This window comes from Butyricimonas paravirosa, from assembly GCF_032878955.1.
Lineage (GTDB): Bacteria > Bacteroidota > Bacteroidia > Bacteroidales > Marinifilaceae > Butyricimonas > Butyricimonas paravirosa.
This window is the reverse complement of sequence record NZ_CP043839.1, coordinates 5097582-5119778: the sequence shown is the minus strand read 5'-3', so window position 1 is coordinate 5119778 and position 22197 is coordinate 5097582. Positions and strand designations below refer to the sequence as shown.

Sequence of the window (22197 nt, the reverse complement as noted above, 5' to 3'; positions counted from 1 at the left end):
AAGATAACGAACCCCTTGGAAAAAACAATTTTTATTTCGATTAATGACAAGATCAATTAGAAGTAATCAAAAGATCAAACGCCACCAGAAATTCACGCATACTTCCCCGATATTACAAAGCCAGTCCTCAAACGGCAATGAAACGAAGGGGGAACGTCTGTCATTCGCTTATCGTTCCTTATCTCCCGCTTAACTCGCCCCAAACCGAACACACAAAGTAAAGTAACTTCCTACAATCTGTCATATCGGAAAACTCACGCCATTTCGTGACAATCCGAGTAATATTGCTATTTTTGTTCCCGAAAACAAATTATACAGACATCATGGGCAATAAAAACGATAAAAAAGAGCGGATTAACGTGGTTTACTCCACGAATCCGAATTACCAATACGAATACAATCAAGAAGAAGAACAGGAAACCCTGGCCCCGGAAAAACAAAACCTGCGGGTGACTCTCGATTCCAAACAACGCAAAGGCAAAACTGTCACCCTCGTACAAGGTTTCGTGGGTACGGAAGAGGATCTGAAAGAACTGGCCAAGCTACTAAAAAACAAATGTGGCGTGGGCGGCTCCGTGAAGGATGGAGAAATTATCATCCAAGGGGAAGTAAAAGAAAAAGTGTTGACTATTCTCCGGGACAATAAGTACCGGGCAAAATAAAAAGATCGGCTAAGCAAGAGGGCTTTCCAGTTTATGAAAAGTGGAAAGCCCCGAGCTATTGAAAAATACAGATTATTATTCAAACACGAGAATATCCATAAGGGTTCCCTGCGTTTTCACGATCGGAGCAGAACTACATTGATTAGTTTTGCGATTATAGGTGAAAATTCCCGTTCCATTTTGTTCCGTTGCCAAACCAAAAAGAATGTCGTCCCCGTATTTATTTATTGCACAACTATATCCATTCGTGCGAGGAAGATTCAAGGCTTTCATCGTACAATTATATAAATCAGCTTTCAAACAGTAATTTGTCTTCTCGTTGATGTAATCAGGACTGGCACTAGCAAATGCCGGACAATAAGCTAAAACGTACAATTCTCCATTCCCGGCATAAAAGTTAGAAATAGAATATTGCAATTTACCCCCTTGAACTCCTTCCACGTTCATGTCACTCATATTAAAACAGTACTCCGGATCAAATTCCGTCGCTCCTTTTTTAATTCGTAACAATCCGAATTTCTGATCCGGGACATAACCATAAGATCCCCAACAAGTCACGTAAAGATCCCCTTTTTCATCAATAAACATACCGCAATCAAAAATAGATGCCGCGGAAAGTCTCGTGTCATGAATAATCTTTTCCGGCGTATCGGTTGCCTCATCAATGATCAAAATATGCGCACCACTTTTACAAATAGGCATCTGGTCGAATTCACCACACCCGACATAGAGTTTCCCATCCCGCAAGATCAGTCCCAGCGGGTTCGGAGTACTACTTCCGTCAAGCCCATACTCAGGCTTGGCAACATTAATTTCCCCTGTTTTTACCATGGTTGTTGGATTAAATATAATGATCTTGTTATCGTTCGGAGCGGATGCATAAGCTTTCGTAGTCGAAACGAAAGCAATAGAAGCACACATGGGAGCAGCCGTTGCCACTTCCAAACGTCCTTCCACTTTCAAGGTCCCATTATCTTGCCGGGAATATTTTATAATCGTTCCCTCCGAAGTCCCCGGCACGTAGAACACCCAATCATTATAAGACATCAAATAAGGAGTAATTTTGGTTTCAACCGCATTCGTGTAAGACATCGTTCCGACATTCATATCCTGTATCGGTACGATATATCCCATATCCGCCTGTGGCTGCATGTTAATACCCACGATGATCGACGCTTTACCATCGTTATCATCATCATTTTTGTTATCATCCGTACATGACGTTACAAACAAGGCTGTACATAGAAAAGCCCCCAGAATAAAGAGATTGTTTTTCATTGTGATTTACTTTATTTATATATTTCAATTAAAATCCTCAGGCACATCACCATTTTAACGTCGTGAACCGAATCTTAGCCATGATCGTCCGCCCCGCCAACGGGTAATTAAAATTAGTCATCTCATCCGTATCAAACAGATTATGACATTCCACGCCAAACAAAATTTTCCGGTTCATGATCCCGTACTCCATCCCGACCGTATGCAGGCAAGTAGAAGGTATTTTATAATCCTGATTGCGACTAAGCTCGTATCCATAATAGTATTTATCCGTGTAGCCGCCCTCGTAATACGCTCTGGCATACTGTCCTTTACCACCAAAGGGATTATCCTTCCGGTAATCCAGCATCCAGTTGAAAAAGAGAATCGGGATATGAGGCAATTGCATTTTATAGGTCTCACTCTCGGTGTTTGTTCCCGCTATATATCTTGAATAATCCAATGATTTCTGCCAGGTAGCATTAAATGATACAAACCAATTACGATTAATATCCCATTTGATTTCACCGTCCACCCCGTACAACAAAGCCTCACCCAGATTCTGGTATTTGGAATACCCCACAACAGAGGTCAAATACATCATGTTCTTCACTTTCATTATATAACCGTTCGACTCGAATTGTAAACGGGAATTCGCGTTATAATAACGGTCAAACATGATACCCAGATTATAATTATTAGCTTGTTCAGCTTTTAACTCCGTGCTTGTCAACGTCGTTACACGATCTCCCAAAGCCTCCTCGTAACGAGGAAGGCGAAAGTTATGTTCCAAGGCAAACTTCACCAGCCAATGAGAAGACAAATCGTATTTCAAAGCAAGACTGTATCCCCAATACTGATCAGATTTATCCGTCTCTGCCGGAACGGCATCCCCCGGATAAGCCAAGTTCACAGTTTTCCCCCCTAAATGATAATAATAATGCCGTCCCGTCAGAACTGACGTCAAACGTCCTTGAAACCACTTATTCTGTAAAGCGATAGAACTGATCATTCCCGATATATTTGATTTCAAACCGCTATAATCCTTTTTCAGAAATCGATCGGCAACAGTGTCCCGGGTTTCATTGCTCACGTAACGGAAATCATTATTAATATTGACCAGCATTTTGTTCGGGATCAAATGATATTGCAAGTTCAAGTTATAACGATAATCCATCATCCCGTCATCCGACAAGTTCGGGACATATCCCACTTCTCCGCCATACGTGTTGGGAACACGATCACCATAAAAATCATAAAGGAAGGACGAAGTATCGATTAAAGCAGTATGAGTATAAGTAACCATTCCATTGAATTTTAAATCCAATTTCTCATGCAAAAAATGTTTTTTCTCCAGCTTGGGATTTACACCGACTGTCCAGATTTTTGTCCGGGCATGACGGATATTTGTTTGTACTCCCTGGGTTTCTTTATAACTGTAATACCCGACAAATTCCAACTCGGCCTTGTCAAAATAATGATCCAGAAATTTAAGCGTCGCCCCGAATTCCCCCATTTTCAACTGGTCATGATCCCGTTTGATTTTCAAATCATTGACATAGGGAGAAGTGATCGTGTAATCATTTTTAGCAAAGGTTCCTCCCGCAAAAAGCGTAAAAGCCATATTCGCTTTATCAAAATAATGAGAAATACAAGCAGTAGGATTATGCACACCGTAAGACTGGTAGCTATACGACAAATCATAATATCCATGTTCGGCATCTATCGTCACCACATTAATCGCACTTCCTAATCCATCTCCCCCGAATTCAGGCGGAACAATCCCCTTGTATATCTCGATGCGATCGATGAATTGCAAAGGAATATCATTAATGGAAAAACTACCATCCGGGGTATTCAAGGCATAACCGTCCATGTATATCTGAACTCGATTTCCTTCCAATCCCCGGATATTAACTTTTGTTTGGTTACCGACACCGCCTGTTTGTCGTAATTTCACCCCTGTTTGGTGATTCAATACCTCCGTGATCGTGGTTCCACGTCCTGCCAACTGTTTTCCATCAATAACGGCAACTGGAGTCCCCTGACGTTTCACGTCATGGATCTCTTTTCTTTCCCCTTTAGCTGCAACGACCACTTGGTCTAGAGATTTCATATCTACCTGCATATAAACATCCAACTTCAATTCTTTGTTCGCCTCGACCTTCACTTTCTTGATGACATCTCTCATACCCACGAACGAAAAATGGAGTTCGTACTCCCCGGCAGGAATATTTTTAAAAAAGAACTCGCCCTTGGCATTTGTCCCCGTCCCCTTCTTTAGAGAATGTATAACAATATTTACTCCCGCGATAGGCGTGTTATCAGAGGAATCTTTCACGATCCCGGAAATCGTCTGCCCGTTAGAGAAAAGAATATTTCCAACAATAAAATAGACCCAAATATAAAAACACTTCATAACATACACGAATTAATTAATAATTAGTATTCTAAAGAATATTTTAATGAATGAACACTAAAAACATTAAATAGTCGTGCAAAAGTATACGGCAGATCAATTTACAACAATCCCTATTAATAGGGAATGTTTATCGTAAACTCCTTACTAATAAGGACAATTAAAACAAAATGCGGCTCCAAAGTCCTATATTGAACTTGGAGCCGCATTTTTATTAGTATATGCCCGATACTATCCTACACCCATTTCACCAAAGCAAAATCCTGTCTGTGAGGAAGTAATATATTCTTCGGGAATATTCTCAATCCCAGCATAAAGATTCCGGGATCATCGGGAGTCACTTCAATGGAATACATGGCCTTCCCGTTCTCGAAAGAGACGGGTACGAATTCCTGTGTGAAACACACCTCGATCTTCTCGTCCTTTTTCATCATGGCAACCAATTCGACCCCGATGTCATCAATAGACAACTCTCCCAGATCAAGTACCACTTTCCCCTGGTAAGATTTACCCAAAGAGATAATCTGTTTCGATTTATCGGGAAGAATCAATGCATCCACCTGCACGGATTCCCATTCCCGGCTAACTTTCCTCTTCCACTCTGCAATCTGCGTGGCTAAAGCATAGTTGTTCTCACTCAAACGATGGAAACGGCGAGACATCGGTATATAGAACTTATCCTCGTAATCCGTCAGCATCCGATTACTCGTGAAGTTTGATGCCACCTTAGCAATCGTGTTTTTGATGAATCCCGACCATTTACCGGAGATTCCGTTCTCTCCCCGATCATAGAACGCCGGGGCGATTTCCGATTCGATAATATTATAGATCAACTCGGCATCCAACTCGTTTTGGAATTCCTGGTTCTCGTAGGTCCTTTCCATCGGTAACGCCCAACCTGCATCTTTCTGGTAGCCTTCAACCCACCAACCATCTAACACGCTAAAATGCATGACTCCATTCATGGCAGCCTTCTCTCCACTCGTACCGGAAGCCTCCTGCGGACGAGTCGGGGTATTCATCCACACGTCCACCCCTTGCACCATACGACGCGCTAAGTCCATGTCGTAATTCGGAAGGAATAATATTTTACCCAAGAACTGCGGGTATTTGGAGATCTCCACAATCCGCTTGATCAAATCCTGACCGGCCTGATCTGCCGGGTGAGCTTTCCCCGCGAAAATAAACTGGACCGGACGATCCGGATTGTTCACGATCTCATTCAAACGATCCAGATTACTGAATAGCAAATGAGCCCGTTTGTAAGTAGCGAAACGACGAGCAAAACCTATGGTCAGAATATCATCCCGCAAGGTGTCTTGAATCTCCACGATTTGGCGCGGCGTGAAATAAGCCGTACTCTTCTCGTCAGCCAAACGATGTTTTATATGACGGATCAAGCGACTTCGTAAAACCATACGAACCTCTTTGATCATCTGATCCGGAATTTGGTAGATTCCTTCAAAACACGTTTTATCGTAATGATGAGTCTTGAATTTCTCACCAAACACGCTCATCTGTATTTTCTTCCATTCCGGAGCCGCCCAAGTCGGGTAATGCACTCCATTGGTTACATAACTGATGTGTAACTCTTCCGGCATATATCCCGGCCATAAATTCTTGAATATATCCCGACTGACTTTCCCGTGCAACCAGCTAACCCCGTTCACCTCCTGCGATAAGTTCGCTGCCAGAAAACTCATGGAGAATTTCTCGTTCGGATCATTCGCATTCACACGTCCTAACCCAAGCAACTGTTCCCACGTGATTTTCAAACGTTCAGCCACAAACCAGAAGTAGTTTTTCAACAGGTTTTCTGTAAATGAATCATGTCCTGCCGGAACCGGCGTATGCGTGGTGAAAAGCGAAGACGCCCGAACAACTTCCATGGCTTCGGTAAATGAAAGTTGATCTTCCGCCACGTATTCCCGCAATCTTTCCAACCCGGTAAATGCCGCGTGTCCCTCATTACAATGGTACACATCCGCCTGGATATTCAATTTCCGCAAGGCCCGGATTCCCCCGATACCCAGCAAAATTTCCTGTTTCAAACGATTTTCCCAATCCCCGCCATATAGGTAATGCGTGATACTCCGATCGCTTTCCTGATTATCCTCGAAATCCGTATCCAACAGGTACAATTCTACCCGTCCGACATTTACCTGCCAGATTCGGGCATACACCTCGCGTCCAGGAAATGAAAGACTGATTGTCAACCAATTGCCTTCAGCATCCCGAGCCGGAGATACCGGTATCTTCGTGAAATCCTGAGCCTCATATTCAGCCTCTTGATTACCCGCGGCAGAGAATTTTTGGGTGAAATAACCGTAACGATACAACAAGCCGATACCCGTGATCTTTGTTTTTTTGTCACTAGCCTCTTTCAAGTAATCTCCGGCCAACACGCCAAGACCTCCCGAATAGATTTTCAGAGAAGCGTGTAACCCGTACTCCATACTAAAATAAGCAATGGAAGGATCATTCATTTGCTTTTTCTCCTCCATGTATTGGGAGAATTTAGCGTACACGGCTGCCAGACGGGCAACAAACTCCTCATCATTCTCCAATTCTTCATAGCGATTCAAAGAAATCTTATCCAATAACGCTATCGGGTTATGCCGTGTCAACATCCATTGTAAAGGATCGATGCTTTTAAACAAATCAACAGCCTCCTCGTTCCAACACCACCACAAATTATTCGCCAACTCTTCCAAGGCACTCAATTTGACCGGAATTGAACGATGGATGATCACGCTGATCCAGTTCGGAACATTTGTTGCCGTCTTTTTCTCTATGAATGACCATTGTTCCTCTTCCACAACCGGAATTTCATTCACCCGTCCGTTTACTTTATCTATCGCAATCTGATAAGCCTTCTTGTAATATGAAACCAAATTTTCCCAAAGTGCAATCTTCGATACCTCTTTGGCATTCTTGGCTACAGCTTGGTACTCTTTTTTGTTTAGTCCGGCAATCGCTTTTATTTTATCGGCAATTTTCTCGACCACTTCTTCGTTATTCCGGTCATCCCGTTCAATCACCTCAATTCCCGGGTGTGCTTTTTTATAATAGGACTCAACCCACAAGCCGAAACCGGCCAAAGTTGTCGTGATCGTCGGAACTTTAAATGCCAGACTCTCCAAAGGCGTGTATCCCCAAGGCTCGTAATAAGAGGGGAAAACGGTCAAATCCATTCCCACAAGCAAATCATAATAAGGCATGTTAAACACACCGTCATTACCATTCAAATAGCTTGGAGAGAAAAAGACCTTCACCCGGTCCCCCGGTTGATTCGATAATTGTTGTTCCTCAATCTTACGCAATACCGGATCATTTTGCGGGTCCGATAATTCATGTGTCACGTAAGGATGTGTGATTTCGATCGCCTGGTAAGGACGTTCCAAATTATTCAGTAATTCCAGATTTGCCCCCTTATGTCCTGCCGGCACCAGAATAAACGCCAAAATATCCCGTTTATTATCTACATCCCGGTTCAAACGCCCCAGTGCTTCAACAAACACATCCAAGCCCTTATTTTTAAACTCGTAACGTCCACTGATACCCACGATTAAAGCATCTTCCGCAACCGCCCGGCCCAATAAAGCCTGCGCCACTTTCAACAGTTTTTCACGTCCTTGCTGACGCTTGGCGGGATAATCCTCCTCGCTGGGGGTGAAACTGTTCTCGAAACCATTCGGGGTGACAAGATCCACTTGCTTACCCAAGAAATGTTCACATTCTTTCGCGGTAATGTCACTGACCGTCGTGAAACAATCCGCCCATTCCGCCGCCTTACTTTCCAGGGATTGTTTGGAATCCACGCCAAAACGATGGGCCGTTTCCACCGGATTGTAATCCTTCATCGGATCATAAAGAGGCAAGCCGTTCCCGGCAATACTACGTCCTAACACGGTGGCATGAGTGGTGAACACGCATCCCACTTGTGGAAGGGCATTTTTCAGGTACAACATACCGCTTCCCGTCATCCACTCGTGGAACTGGGCAATAATACGCTGACGAGGAGATATATGGTAACGAACAAAACTCTCAATCACTTTTCCCGCCGTGTAACCGAATAACACGGGTTCGATGTAATCCCATTGTCCGGTTAACGAATCCACCTGAAACTTCTCCCAGAAAGAAGTCAATATCTGATCCTTCTGGGGAATAAAAGAGGTGAAATCTACCAAAATAGCCACAGGGTTACCGGCTACATTCCATCGCCCTACCTTAATACGCAATCCCTCCTGTGCCGCTTTCACCCGCCACGATTTAAACAAATGGGCATCTTCCGTGAATTCCGGATTCGGTTCATTATACCGCCACACGTCCGGGCCGATCAATATATGGTTGTTTTTGAATTCCCCGGCCAAACTCAACACCTTTGTTGAAATTACCGTGTGAATTCCCCCAACCTTATTACATACTTCCCAACTTACCTCGAACAAATAGGTGGGATCTTTCAATTCCAAATTACTCATATTTAATTTTTAATGTTTTGACTTCACTTGTTTCTCCTTAGTACTCACCTTTTTCGTCGCCTTCGCAGCACTCTCCGCACTTTTTACACGAGGAGTCCGTTTCTTTTTTTCCGGACTTTTCTCTTCTTCGGTGATTTTATTGCCCGCAATATTACGCATTTTTTCCATATCTTCCACACGTGCGACAAAATCACTCAACACATTCATATAATTTATGAATGTTTCATACGGGGTTTCATAAGGTGAAACGTAACGATGGTAGTCGTTATCGGAGAACAGTTTCGTCCTCATATAATAGAAATGATCACTAGCCTGCAAGCGAGAGTAATCCTCGTTCAGCTCCGGATCATTTAATGCTTCCACTTTAGGTTGTATTTTGAATAGCTCTTCAAAAGCCTCATTTTGTAACTCATTTCCCAACCATCCGGTAATATCCTTTTCTTCATCCGCCCATGAAATCGGGTAAGGCACGTGTAAAGGAGCCACCGGCTGATGTTTTTTCACCGCCTCACTCGGGGTCTGGAATTCAAAATCGGTTGTCGAGAATATATATTCGGGTAAAGAACGCATAAACTCGAAAATTCCGGTCTCTGCCAATTGGTTTTCACCAAACGTTTCGTAGTTCATAAACAAATTCACGATCTCACTATCTTGCGTGCTATCTTTTAACCAACGGGCATATTTATCTGCCGTGAGAGGCCATTCATGCCAGCTATGATCTGAAAAACGCAGGGTCAAGTCGTCGCTCAACCGGGAATTTTTCAATAACAGTTTCAACCGGGGATTCATCACGTTCGTGTAAACGAAATTCGGACTCTTCCACCCCGACACATGCTTTGCCCCATCAGTCAGCATAGATTCAAATCCCATGGCAGCCACTCGCTCCCCGATCTGATCGGAATAAATCAACGAACTATTTCGCAACGTCACCGGCTTCTGCCCGAACAACTCTTCCATTTTAGCTGCATGGCGCTGTACTTGTCTCTCGAATTCATCGGTATCAGACAAGGATGCCAAAGAGTGAGCGTATGTCTCGGCCAAAAACTCCACGCTACCGGTCTTTGCCAATTCCTTGAAACTTTCAATCACTTCCGGGGCATGAAGAGCAAATTGTTCCAATGCCGAACCGGAAATAGAAAAACTCACCTTAAAATTCGTTCCGTAACGCTTGATCAAATCCATGATCAAATGATTCATCGGCAAATAGCATCTCTCTGCCACTCGTCGTATCGTGGAACGATTCACATACTCGTCAAAATAATCATGACGTTTACCTATATCAAAAAAACGATACCTTCTTAATCTTACGGGTTGATGTATCTGGAAATAAAAACATAATGTCTTTTTCATAATTTTACATTTTAAATTTTAAACTCTAAACTCCCAATACGTCCTTGTACACTTCCTCTACTTTCAACGCTGCATTCTCCCATTTTAACTGGTTCACCTCGTCCAATCCTTCTTCTCCGGCCATTTTACCTAAAGCCGGATAAGCTAACAGACCATATATAGCATCAGCCAGTGCATCAACATCCCAATAATCAACTTTTATAGAATGTTTCAAGACTTCCGCTACCCCGGACTGTTTGGAAATAATCGTGGGAACTCCCGCACGCATCGCCTCCAATGGAGAAATTCCGAAAGGCTCGGACACAGAAGGCATCACGTACACGTCACTATACAAGAACATCTTCTGAACATCATCACCTCGTAAGAACCCGGTAAAGTGAAACTTCGTGGCTATTTTCAATTGTGCCACACGCCGAACAGAGCGATTGAACAAGTCACCGCTACCGGCCATAACAAACCGGACATTCGGGAAACGTTTCAATACCTTGTTCGCCGCTTCGATAAAATACTCCGGTCCTTTCTGGAAAGTAATTCTACCCAAAAAAGTAACCACCTTTTCTTTCACTCCACGATCAACTTCAACATCTTCACGTGTTTGAAAATCCACGGCGTTATGGACTGTCACTACCTTATCCGGATTAATCCCGTAACGATTGATCACGATATTTCGTGTCAGATTACTCACTGTAATCACCCGGTCGGCAGCCTCCATTCCACGCCTCTCTATATCATACACCTGCTGGTTGACATTCTCCCCACTTCGGTCAAATTCCGTGGCATGTACATGGATCACCAACGGTTTACCCGAAACTTTCTTCGCCACAATCCCGGCCGAATAGGTCAGCCAGTCATGCGCGTGGATAATATCAAAATCCTGTTGTGCCGCTATCGTCCCTGCCACCATGGCGTAACGGGCAACTTCTTCCATCAGGTTTGTTCCGTATTTACCGGAAAATTGGAACTTGTTACGGAAAACGATATGCTCTGAATGTTCCCCCGTCTTGATGGTCTCCTTTACCGTTCTTTCGAAGGTTTCCGGGTCCAGATAGGGAACAAGATTCGAACCGATCTCCATAAAGTTTACATTCTGCCAGTATTCATCTAAATTTGAATACTCGCTCATCATTTCGACATCACTCGCATTAATGATTTTCACGACGCTTTGATCCTCATCACCTCCGGCCTTCGGCATGACGAACATCACCTTGACGCCATGTTTCGCCAAGCCTTTCGTCAACCCGTAACTGGCCGTTCCCAAGCCCCCTGCAATATGCGGTGGAAATTCCCACCCAAACATCAATACTCTTATGCTCATAATATATTAATTTGCAAATTCGGAAATGGTCTAATTCGATTAATTTTCATATTTCCTTATCAATTTCATACTCCTAAGTACCTCTCCGACACTCCATGCCTGGGAAATACTTCCATTCGGATGATGTGGTGGATCGCCATCATACACTTCAGCAATCGAACACAAACCGTAAAGTGCCATATCTTCTTCAAATCCTTCCAACAATTCTTTTGCCTCCGGCAAGAACTGTTTCCCGTAAAGTTTAAGATTTGCCTCTATATACGCACCGATTAACCAAGGCCACACGGTTCCCTGATGATAAGCGTTGTCCCGCTCATCCTGATTGCCTTCATAATGCCCATGATATTTCGGATTTTTGGGAGACAAAGTTCGTAAGCCTTTCGGGGTCAACAACTCACGGGTAACCACTTTCAGAACCCTCTCCTTCATATCATCCGTGATCGGGGAATAAGTTAAGGAACAAGCAAATACCTGATTAGGTCTCACATCCAAATTCTGCCCTTTTTCATCCACATAATCAGCTAAATATCCCTTTTCCTCGTTCCAGAATGTTTCCACGAATGAAGTACGAATCAATTCGGGCATATCCTTCCATTCCTTTATAAAAGTATTATCTTTTGCCTCTTCAGCTAATTTCAGCATGTAACAAACCGCATTGTACCAAAGAGCATTGATCTCCACGGCATAACCGGCTCTCGGGGTCACGGGAACACCCCGCACAACAGCATCCATCCATGTCAGTGCTTTTCCGGGTTGTCGGGCCCAGATCAAACCATTCGCATCCATTCTCAACCCGGGATTCACACCCTCTCGAAAAGCTGTCAGGATTGATTTCATTTTACTTCCATAATTTTTCCATACCGTCCCCGGCTCTCCTAACGCTTTATCGTACTCCTGCACGGCCCAAAAGAACCACATGGGGGCATCTATCGAATTGTAAGCAGCCTTATCCCCTTTACCGATGTTCGGGAACAAACCATCGTGTAGCTGACGAACCATCGTGTCAAGTACTTCTTTACAATTTCTCAAATCTCCCCCGGCTGCCAATGTCAAACCCGGAAGGGCAATAAACGTGTCGCGTCCCCAGCGCCCGAACCACGGATAACCGGCAACAACCTCCGTATCTTTGCCTTCATGAACAATAAACTGGGACGCCGAATAAGTCAAACAACTTTCGAAATCATCCCGACGCTCCCGTTTATTTTCCATTTGCTGGAATTTACGTTTCAGCGTGGAAGGCTTTACCTCTTCGGTTGAGGCTGAAAATATAATGCTTTCCCCTTTTTTAATCGGTACCTCGAAATAACCGGGAACAAACAAGTCTTCCTTATAATCATATCCCCGGTTCTTTTCCTCCAAGTATTCTATATTATAATACCAATCAGGCACGGGGACAAACTCGTTCGCCTTGCTCAACTGCATATTCAAAGCCGGAAAACCGACATACAATTTCGAACGTATACCATTTTCCACGTGATCGAATTTCGTGTTTGCCATCATGTTCGCCTTGCTCAAAGCGTGAACGTTCCGGTAAGCCAGAAACGGTTTCAACCGCAAGTACGTTTCCGAATGAGCATCTTCCAATGTATAACGAATCATCAATTGAGCCTCATTATGCACCATCAGAATCTCTTTCTTCAACACAACGCCTCCCACCCGGTAAGTCAACGTGAATAGCGGATCGTATTCCAAATCCACGATATATTTATGTCCCCGCGGTTCATATACCCCGGGATATTTATGGATCCCCAAATTAAAAGATTGCCCGTGTTGAACAACCGTTTCATCCAAAGAGGAAAGTAATACATGATTCTCTCCCCCGAACTCCGAGATCGGCAATACAAGTAGTCCATGATACTTCCTCGTGTTACAGCATACGACCGTTGTCGAAGAATACCCCCCGGCTCTATTCGTTGATAAAACTTCTCTCTTCAAAGAATATTCCAGATTTACCAATTCTTCTTTGTTGAAATTTAAATAACTCATAATCTAATTTTAGATTTTAAATTTTAGATTTATGATTCAACAATTACCTCAACACCCCAATCGTAAATCATAAATCCCATATATTTATGAACGCTTTAATACAAATCCCGTCCTCGCGGGTATATACAAACTTAACTGTCCCCTGCCCGGAGAAACGTATCGGGTAAAGTGTTCAATCTTCTCATCAATTCGTCCCAATCCGTCAAAATTCCTGTTATCCGTGTTCAATATCATCGTGTATTTTCCGGAAGGTGCGTCAAAAACGTAATCCGGGAATGACTTTTCCGGGTTAAAATTGAACACGAACAAATAATCTCCGCGGGTAAAAATCAGCACCTGACGCTCGTTATCCCGCACCAACGGTTCCGGACGCCAGTGAAAAACACGCGTATCATTCACCATCTGAATCATCGACTTATCGAACACATTCAAAAAGCGAAACCGAAGATTTTCATCATCTACCAGACTCCATAAACGCCGGGCATGATCGTAACTCCACCCGTTACCCTCTCTCGGGAAATCAATCCATTCCGGGTGTCCCCATTCATTTCCCATGAAATTCAAGTAACCGTCGGCAGCAGTTCCGATAGTAACCAAGCGAATCATTTTATGAAGTGACATTCCCCGATCAATAATCACGCTCTTGTCAAACACACTCATTGAGGTATATATTGCCTTATCCACTAAACGGAAAAATATAGTCTTGTCTCCCACCAACGCCTGGTCATGACTTTCCGCGTAACTAATTGTACGTTCCTCTTCCCGCTTGTTGGTCAACTCGTAAAAAAGATCTCCGACGTGCCATTCCTCATCCCGTTTCTCTTTCAATAGCTTGATCCAGTAATCCGGAGTTCCCATATTCATCCGGTAATCGAAACCCATACCGCCATATTCCAAAGGACTGGCAACACCCGGCATCCCACTCATGTCTTCGGCAATCGTGATCGCCTCAGGATCGACTTGATGAATCACCCGGTTAGCTAATGCCAAATAGGTAATTGCACTCTCGTCCTGGTTTCCATCATAATACAAGCTATACTCCGTGAAATCCTTATTGATTCCATGATCCCAGTACAACATACTGGTAATCCCGTCAAAACGATAACCGTCGAAACGGAATTCCTCTAACCAATATTTACAATTCGAGAGTAAGAAATTCAACACTTCATGCTTTCCGTAGTCAAAACAACGAGACCCCCACAAAGGATGATACCCTCTCTCGCCCGGGTAAAAATATTGATCGTAACTACCATCAAAGCGGCTCAATCCTTCTTCCTCGTTATTCACCGCATGCGAATGGACAATATCCATAATCACCCGGATTCCCATACTATGAGCAGCATCAATCAAGGCTTTCAACTCATCCGGTGTCCCGAAACGGGAACTCACGGCAAAGAAATTCGCCACTTGATAACCGAACGAACCATAATAAGGATGTTCCTGCACGGCCATCAACTGTATGGTGTTATAACCTAGATCAACAATACGCGGTAGCACAAATAAACGGAATTCCGTAAAAGTCGATACTCTCCGATGCTCTGTTGACATCCCGATATGAGCCTCGTAAATTAACGGATAATCTGTTCGTTTGGGTCTTTCATGACGCATCTGGTAGGGATTCAATGGGTCCCATACCTGCGCACTGTATATTTTCGTGTATTCATCTTGAATCACTCGTCGCACATGAGAAGGCAACCGCTCCCCGCTCCCCCCGTTCCACTCCACGAGTAAACGATAAAGCATCTCGTGAGCCAACACTCCCAGAGGCAGTTTAATCTCCCAATTTCCATCTCCGACCTTGGTCAAGGCATAATCAGGATGCTTTCTCCAATCGTTAAACTCGCCTAACAAATAGATTGCCGTGGCATTCGGCGCCCATTCTCGAAACACCCACCCCTCATTCGTTCGATGCAACCCATAATACAAATAAGAATTACACGAATCGGACAAACGAGTCGTCCGATAAGTAAATTCTCGTTCCATCGCCAATACTTGCTGGTGTCTTTTTTCAATAATTCCTGCAAATGGCTTCAATAATTTATCTTCTTCTACGAGTTTTAGCATCATATATCAATTTTATTTCTATTTATCATGTAATAATACCCTTCCAAATGAACTACTTTTATATTACGTTCCGGTTGTGATACTATTACTAATTAGTTACGTAGAATTACGGCTTTTGTTCTATTGCAGGTCTTAAAAAATCCTCTCCTTTCTATATAATCGACCTGCGGTAGTTCGAGTCGAATACGACAACTTTCTATCCTGTTACAATATACAACTTTTGAACCACAAATCATACTTTTTGAGTATAAATTTGTTAATCATACAAAATATCACAGATTTTCAATTTATTGAAAAATTCTTATCTTTGCCCGGCTAATATAAATGGATCATGAGCAATATACTAATTAACACGGCATACTTTCCACCTGTTCAATACTTTACAAAAATAAACAATTGTACCGAGATATGGATTGAACAATACGAAAGCTATGGTAAACAAAGCTATCGGAATCGGTGTGACATCATGACTGCCAACGGGGTTATGACCTTGTCCGTACCCGTCGTGAAAGGCTCATCCATAAAAATATTGACCAAAGATGTACTGGTTGACTATTCCACGAACTGGCAGAAACTCCATTTCAAAGGAATCGAGTCCGCTTACAAAAATTCTCCCTATTACGATTATTACATCGACAACTTCATCCACTTTTTCGAACGGAAAGAAAAATTCTTGTTAGATCTCAATACCAAGATTCTAAAAGAACTCATGGATAACCTGCAACTCCAACGGTCAATTAAATTCACAGAAGACTATTATCCGACATACGATACCCTCACAGACTTGCGGGATGTTATTCACCCCAAACCTTCCCGCCGCCGTGTAGAAGATCCTTTCGTCGCCAAACCTTACCACCAAACCTTTGCCGAAAGATTCCCTTTCGCCCCCAACCTCAGCATCCTCGACTTATTATTTAACATGGGGCCGGAAAGCCAAGGATATTTATGATTTATGATTTAATGATTTTAGATTGAAGAAGAACTTGTAACCTGCAACTTTTTAATTCGTCTTCAGCGAATTAAAAAATCTGCCTCACCACCTTCAGTGTATGCGTGTAACGTTTCAAATCTTCATTGAAAATGCCGTGATGATCAATTTTATCCACCCGGACTTTTCCCGAGGCATGGATAATTCGTCCCTGTTCCCACAAGATACCGACATGAGTAACAGCACCGGAAGAATCACCAAAGAAAGCAAGATCCCCCGGTTGCGCTTCTTCCAGAAAAGACAAAACTTGTCCCTCGCCGGCTTGTTGCTCGATATACCGCGGGATAGTAATTCCCGCCAAACGATACGCCATTTGCACCAATCCGGCACCGTCTACACCATTGGGAGTTCGCCCTCCCCAACGATAAGGAGCATTATAGAACATCAACGCGTATTGAATCAATAATTCCCGCAGACTTTCAATCCCTACTTCCCGTAAAAAACCCTTCACAACATACTCCTCATCCCCGATCATCAATTTTTTAGTATATGCATCGTAGAAAGGCAGCACACTCCCCGCCACGACCATCTTGTTCTCCCAATCCCCTTTTTTAACCACCAGATTAAACACCTCACTCATGATCAATTGATCGGAAGCCCGGTACTTTTCCGCGAACTCTTCACTTACCTCTTTGTAAGTTTTACGATCAATCCATCCACAACAACAATCATGTAACAAGCGAATATTAAGCCATTTATCCTCCTCCTCCAGTACCTCATACACCTCCCCGAACAACAACTGAGAAACCATTTCGCTCCGTTCCGATTTTTCCCGTCGCATGGGGATAACACTTAAATCCGCTATACCAAAAGTCATACCATACAAAATTGAAAATTGAAAGTTACGAAAATAGAGTTTTTTTATCTAACTTGCAATCGAATTCAATGATTAAAATACAATCTGATTATGAACAAGTTAGTCGTTTTAACAGGAGCCGGTATGAGTGCCGAAAGTGGAATTCGTACCTTCAGAGACAGCGACGGCCTATGGGAAGAATACAATGTTATGGACGTTTGTACCCCGGAAGCATGGCAACGTGACCCGGAATTAGTGAACCGTTTTTACAACGAGCGTCGTAAACAACTCTACGAGGCCCAACCAAACGCCGGGCATTACGGGCTTGCCGAACTCGAAAAAGATTTCGATGTCCGGATCATCACGCAAAACATTGACGACTTACACGAACGTGCCGGAAGTACTAACGTATTACACCTTCACGGTGAACTTAAAAAAGTCAGAAGTAGCCGGAATCCGGACCTAATATACGACCTTGACGGTTGGGAATTAAAGCTAGGAACAAAAGCCGAGGACGGTTCTATCCTGCGCCCTCACATTGTTTGGTTTGGGGAATCCGTTCCGAACATCGAACCGGCCATAGAACTCGTTCAACAAGCCGATATTCTCGTGATCATCGGGACCTCGCTAGCCGTGTATCCGGCTGCCAGCCTGTTACACTATGCACCTGCCGGTTGTCGCATCCTGTTGATCGACCCGAGAATTCCGGAAAGTGTCAAAAACAGTAAGATCGAGTTCATTGAAAAAGGCGCCTCCGAAGGTGTCAAAATCCTGAAAGAAAAACTGAAAAACAAATAAATTAGGTGATTTCCGATTGAACGATTCTGCGATTCTAAATCACCTAATCAAAAATCATGAAATCACTTCATTGATCAGATCTAAAATTTAAAATCTAAAATTAATATGGCTCGTGGTAAAAAGCCCTTACTGGAAAATATCGAAATAAAAAAAATAGCCGCGGAAGGAAAATCCATCGCTTACGTGGATGAAAAGGTATTATTCGTACCGAACACCGTACCCGGTGACATCGTTGACGTACAGGTCACCCGGAAACGTAAAAGTTTCCTGGAAGGCTTTATTGTTAACGTACGGAAATACTCCGACATTCGTACGGAACCCTTTTGTTCGCACTTCGGAATATGTGGCGGATGCAAATGGCAAAACCTGCCTTATCAATTACAAACCGAGTTCAAACAACAGGAAATCATCGACAACCTGCAAAGAATCGGTAAGGTAGAACTACAAAATGTATCCCCGATCATCGGTTCACCCAAAACTACCTACTACCGGAATAAGCTGGAATACACCTTCTGTAACAAACGCTTTCTGACACGGGAAGAAATTGCCAACGGTCAGGATATAGACCGTACCCCGGCAGTAGGCTTTCACGTACCCGGTTTATTTGACAAAGTTATTGATATCGAGAAATGTTATTTACAGGCCGAACCTTCAAATGGCGTTCGTAACTTTATTCGGGAGTACGCTATCAAACATGAATTAAGTTTTTATGATATTCGTGAACAGGCAGGATTCCTACGTACCCTTATCATCCGTACCTCTTCTACTGGAGAAGTCATGGTAATCGTTACGTTTGGGGAAGAAAATCGGGAGGCACGGGAAGGTTTACTGAATGCTATCGTGCAACAATTCCCCGAAATCACCTCTTTAATGTACGTCATCAACGAAAAGATGAACGACACGATCACCGATCAAGAAGTGATCTGTTTCCACGGAAACGACCACATCTTCGAACAAATGGAAGATTTAAAATTCAAGATCGGTCCGAAATCTTTCTACCAGACCAACTCCGAACAGGCCTACAATCTGTACGCTAAAACAAGAGAGCTGGCAGGATTAACCGGAAATGAAACCGTGTACGACCTTTACACCGGAACCGGAACCATTGCCAACTTCGTGGCTCGCAATGCCCAAAAAGTTATCGGTATCGAATACGTCCCGGAAGCCATTGAAGATGCCAAAATCAATTCGGCACTCAACAATATCCACAACACGGTATTCTACGCCGGAGATATGAAAGACGTGCTAAACGAAGAGTTTATCCGTCGTCACGGTCACCCCGACGTGATCATCACGGACCCACCTCGTGCCGGAATGCACAAAGATGTCGTGGATACTATATTAAAAGCCGCTCCCGATCGAATCGTTTACGTGAGCTGTAATTCTGCCACCCAAGCACGAGATTTGGCACTCATGGATGCAGACTATAAAGTAATGGCCGTTCAAGCGGTAGATATGTTCCCCCACACGCATCACGTGGAAAACATTGTATTGTTACATCGTAGATAAAAATAAAAAAAGGGCTGTCCAAAAAGTCATTTTTTAACTCCCTCCCCCCTTCGGGGTACTCCCTCTATAAACAGAGGGAGAGTTGAAATACTCCCTGTCTTCGGGAAGAGTCACCAGCTCCTCCTCTGTTTATAGAGGAGGTGGCACGAAGTGACGGAGGAGTTTTTTGAAATAAAATGACTTTTTGAATAACCCCTTTTTATTTTATCTTCCTATTTCACTACTTCCCTTTTCTTCGAATCAAAACAACAGCCCCTATCAAAAGAAGTAACGCCGGAAATATCCATTGTAAAACAATCTTCAAAGTAGCACCTGTTTCCATCCCGATAGTCAATGCATTATCAATAGCACTCGGACGGGAAACATCAATCGGCAATTCTCCATAAGAAAACCAATCAAACATCGCCATGATTAAATTTCCATTGGCAGAACGTATTCCGCGTCGGGAAGTGGAAAATTCGCCCATACTGAAACAATCAGCATCCCCTAACACGATAATTCGTTGCTGAAGTCCGGCTTGTTCTCGTTCCAACCCCAGCATCGTTGTCTTTACCCCGGCTCTCTCGCCCACTAGGGGATTCAATCGGGCCGTATCGTTAACAAAATCAATAGTTTCAAGTTCATTCCAAGCAAGGGAATCCCGACTCGTCAGCAAAGGCGTCACTTGAAAGCCCTTATCTGACACCTGTTCTACGGCCACACTTCCCGGCATGACTAACGAATAACGCCTGCGCTCATCCCGATGGGTAATCTGGTACAGATTTTTCCACAACCGGGAAATATTCCGAGCGCTATCCGTAACCGTGCAAAGCATCACATGAGCCGGAAATTCATCAATCGGCTTTTGAACCAGCATACCCGGCTCAAAACGCAATCCCAAATACGCCATCAGGGGCGTAAGATAAGAGTATGTCTTCGGTTTTCCTGCCACGAGTAAATTCTTTCCACTCTCCACGTATCGATATAGAATATCCAGTTCCTCACCAGTAAATGGCTCTCTAGGTTCTGCAATAACCAGCACATCCAAACTATCCAGTATCTTCGGATTATTTTTCAAACTGACATCCCTCACATCAAACCCTTGATTAAGCAACGCCTCTCGGTTAGTCTTCTCTGTCACCATATGAGAATAATCCCGATTCAAGGTTCCAACCATCGAACGAGCCTCGTAATCCGAAAGGAAACCCACGCAAGGCAACTTCATGGCAATTCTTTTCAATGCTGCCGAAATCTCTGTTTCATTAGGAACACGCCTCATATCCCAATAAACCCGCAAAAAGGATCTTTGTCCCGATTCCCGTTCAATTAATGTCACGAATCGGTACCCTTCCTCGCTTAAGTCTATCCCTTTAGCAATCTCTTCTTTGGCAATCTCTTCCGGTGTCAAATATTTACCCAAACGAGTATTTTGTAATTTTGCAGCATCTCTCGCTACTTCCAAAAAGGTCTTTTCCGGGTAATGCTTTTTAAAAGCTTCTGTTGTCGTATCCGCGTAATAATAAAAAACATAATCCATTTTTGTTTCCGGCTTGAAACGAATGTACCGTTCATAACGATCTATGTCTCTTTTTATTCCTTTTGTTGTTGTATTATAAATATCCCCGAATAAATTCACGTAAGTAGTCATCTTCAATCCCCCATCCAGTTTAGCCATAATGTCCTGACTGGCCTGAGTCAACGTGTTCGCTTTTGTATAAGTCGAATCGTGATAAACCTTCATCACCGGACGAGACGTCAAATACCCCAAAAATATCGCAATCACGAACACGCCCAAATAACGAACAGCTTTACCCGCGAAAGAGCAACTTTCCCGCAATAACTCCAACTTCAACACGGCAAAAGCCAAAAACATGCTACTCATGATCACGAAATAAAGTATATCCTCGCTACATATCAATCCTTTAATAAAAGAATTCACACGTCCCCCAAGCGATAACCAGTAAGTAATTTCCCGTGTAAAAGCATACTCTTGCCAAATACCAGAAATTAAACTCAACAAACTCAATAAAGCAAGCATCCCGATAGCGGCAACAATAGGATAATTCGTTAATGTTGACATAAAAAGACCAACCGCGGCATACAGACCATATAATAGATAAAGTCCTAGAAGTCCGGTTAATACTGCGGACCAGTCAAAAAATTCCACCGCATAGCCCGCAACCACGACAGCAACCAACTGTATTCCGACCACTAACAACCCATACAACATAATACCGAGATATTTCCCCAATACAATATGGAAACCTGTAATGGGTGCGGAGAAAAGTAATTTAATCGAACCTCGGCTAAACTCTTGGCTAATCAATCCCATCGTCAGCAAAGGCATTAACAAATAAAACCATTGACTGACTTGGGGCCAAAGGCCTTTAGGTGAATAAAATAAATTTTGCGACACGGCATATAAACCCCGAGTACCCAATTCCTGCTGCCGGGCAAAACCTTCCAGCGCCCCCGCGAACGTCATTCCCATCATGAACGTGAAAAAAATCAATAATAACCAAGCCACCGGTGAGTAAAAAAGATTCGATAACTCTAGGCGGGCGATTTTATATATTGCTCTCATAATATTTTC

Annotated in this window: 14 protein-coding genes; 5 read left to right on the top strand and 9 right to left on the bottom strand. The window is 43.3% G+C overall.

What is annotated here, in order from left to right:
• Positions 1–43 precede the first annotated feature (43 nt).
• On the top strand, positions 44–193 hold the full coding sequence (locus F1644_RS20535) for a hypothetical protein (RefSeq protein WP_158571967.1): 150 nt from the start codon (positions 44–46) through the stop codon (positions 191–193).
• 130 nt (positions 194–323) lie between these two features.
• The gene (locus F1644_RS20530; RefSeq protein ID WP_087422320.1) at positions 324–662 is read left to right on the top strand and encodes a translation initiation factor; all 339 of its coding nucleotides are present in this window, start codon (positions 324–326) and stop codon (positions 660–662) included.
• Between the two features lie 75 nt (positions 663–737).
• On the opposite strand, the gene F1644_RS20525 is transcribed toward F1644_RS20530, so the two are convergent.
• The 7 genes from F1644_RS20525 to F1644_RS20495 form a co-directional block, all read right to left on the bottom strand.
• Complete coding sequence (locus F1644_RS20525) at positions 738–1940, bottom strand: YncE family protein (RefSeq protein ID WP_118304097.1); 1203 nt, start codon at positions 1938–1940, stop codon at positions 738–740.
• A 46-nt stretch (positions 1941–1986) separates the two neighbouring features.
• On the bottom strand, positions 1987–4338 hold the full coding sequence (locus F1644_RS20520; protein ID WP_118304099.1) for a TonB-dependent receptor: 2352 nt from the start codon (positions 4336–4338) through the stop codon (positions 1987–1989).
• A gap of 236 nt (positions 4339–4574) precedes the next feature.
• On the bottom strand, positions 4575–8819 hold the full coding sequence (glgP, locus tag F1644_RS20515; RefSeq protein ID WP_168044260.1) for an alpha-glucan family phosphorylase: 4245 nt from the start codon (positions 8817–8819) through the stop codon (positions 4575–4577).
• 9 nt (positions 8820–8828) lie between these two features.
• Complete coding sequence (locus tag F1644_RS20510; protein ID WP_168044258.1) at positions 8829–10169, bottom strand: glycoside hydrolase family 57 protein; 1341 nt, start codon at positions 10167–10169, stop codon at positions 8829–8831.
• 25 nt (positions 10170–10194) lie between these two features.
• Positions 10195–11478, bottom strand: a complete 1284-nt coding sequence (locus F1644_RS20505; RefSeq protein WP_316242667.1) for a glycosyltransferase family 4 protein — start codon at positions 11476–11478, stop codon at positions 10195–10197.
• A 45-nt stretch (positions 11479–11523) separates the two neighbouring features.
• The gene (locus F1644_RS20500; protein ID WP_027203030.1) at positions 11524–13470 is read right to left on the bottom strand and encodes an amylo-alpha-1,6-glucosidase; all 1947 of its coding nucleotides are present in this window, start codon (positions 13468–13470) and stop codon (positions 11524–11526) included.
• Between the two features lie 84 nt (positions 13471–13554).
• Positions 13555–15537 carry an alpha-amylase family glycosyl hydrolase gene (locus F1644_RS20495; RefSeq protein WP_118304105.1) on the bottom strand — a complete coding sequence of 661 codons (1983 nt, stop codon included), beginning with the start codon at positions 15535–15537 and terminating at the stop codon, positions 13555–13557.
• A 328-nt stretch (positions 15538–15865) separates the two neighbouring features.
• Here F1644_RS20495 and F1644_RS20490 point away from each other — a divergent pair, with 328 nt between their 5' ends.
• Positions 15866–16483, top strand: a complete 618-nt coding sequence (locus F1644_RS20490; RefSeq protein WP_087422327.1) for a WbqC family protein — start codon at positions 15866–15868, stop codon at positions 16481–16483.
• Between the two features lie 70 nt (positions 16484–16553).
• On the opposite strand, the gene F1644_RS20485 is transcribed toward F1644_RS20490, so the two are convergent.
• Positions 16554–17339: a C40 family peptidase gene (locus F1644_RS20485; protein ID WP_087422328.1), complete on the bottom strand. Its 786-nt coding sequence runs from the start codon at positions 17337–17339 to the stop codon at positions 16554–16556.
• A 90-nt stretch (positions 17340–17429) separates the two neighbouring features.
• Between F1644_RS20485 and F1644_RS20480 the strand changes: the two genes are divergently transcribed.
• Both F1644_RS20480 and rlmD read left to right on the top strand, forming a co-directional pair.
• Positions 17430–18116 (top strand): SIR2 family NAD-dependent protein deacylase, encoded by a 687-nt coding sequence (locus tag F1644_RS20480; protein WP_118304107.1) that lies wholly within the window; start codon positions 17430–17432, stop codon positions 18114–18116.
• A gap of 105 nt (positions 18117–18221) precedes the next feature.
• Positions 18222–19625 (top strand): 23S rRNA (uracil(1939)-C(5))-methyltransferase RlmD, encoded by a 1404-nt coding sequence (rlmD, locus tag F1644_RS20475; RefSeq protein ID WP_118304109.1) that lies wholly within the window; start codon positions 18222–18224, stop codon positions 19623–19625.
• A gap of 220 nt (positions 19626–19845) precedes the next feature.
• On the opposite strand, the gene F1644_RS20470 is transcribed toward rlmD, so the two are convergent.
• The gene (locus F1644_RS20470; RefSeq protein WP_118304111.1) at positions 19846–22188 is read right to left on the bottom strand and encodes a Gldg family protein; all 2343 of its coding nucleotides are present in this window, start codon (positions 22186–22188) and stop codon (positions 19846–19848) included.
• Positions 22189–22197 lie beyond the last annotated feature (9 nt).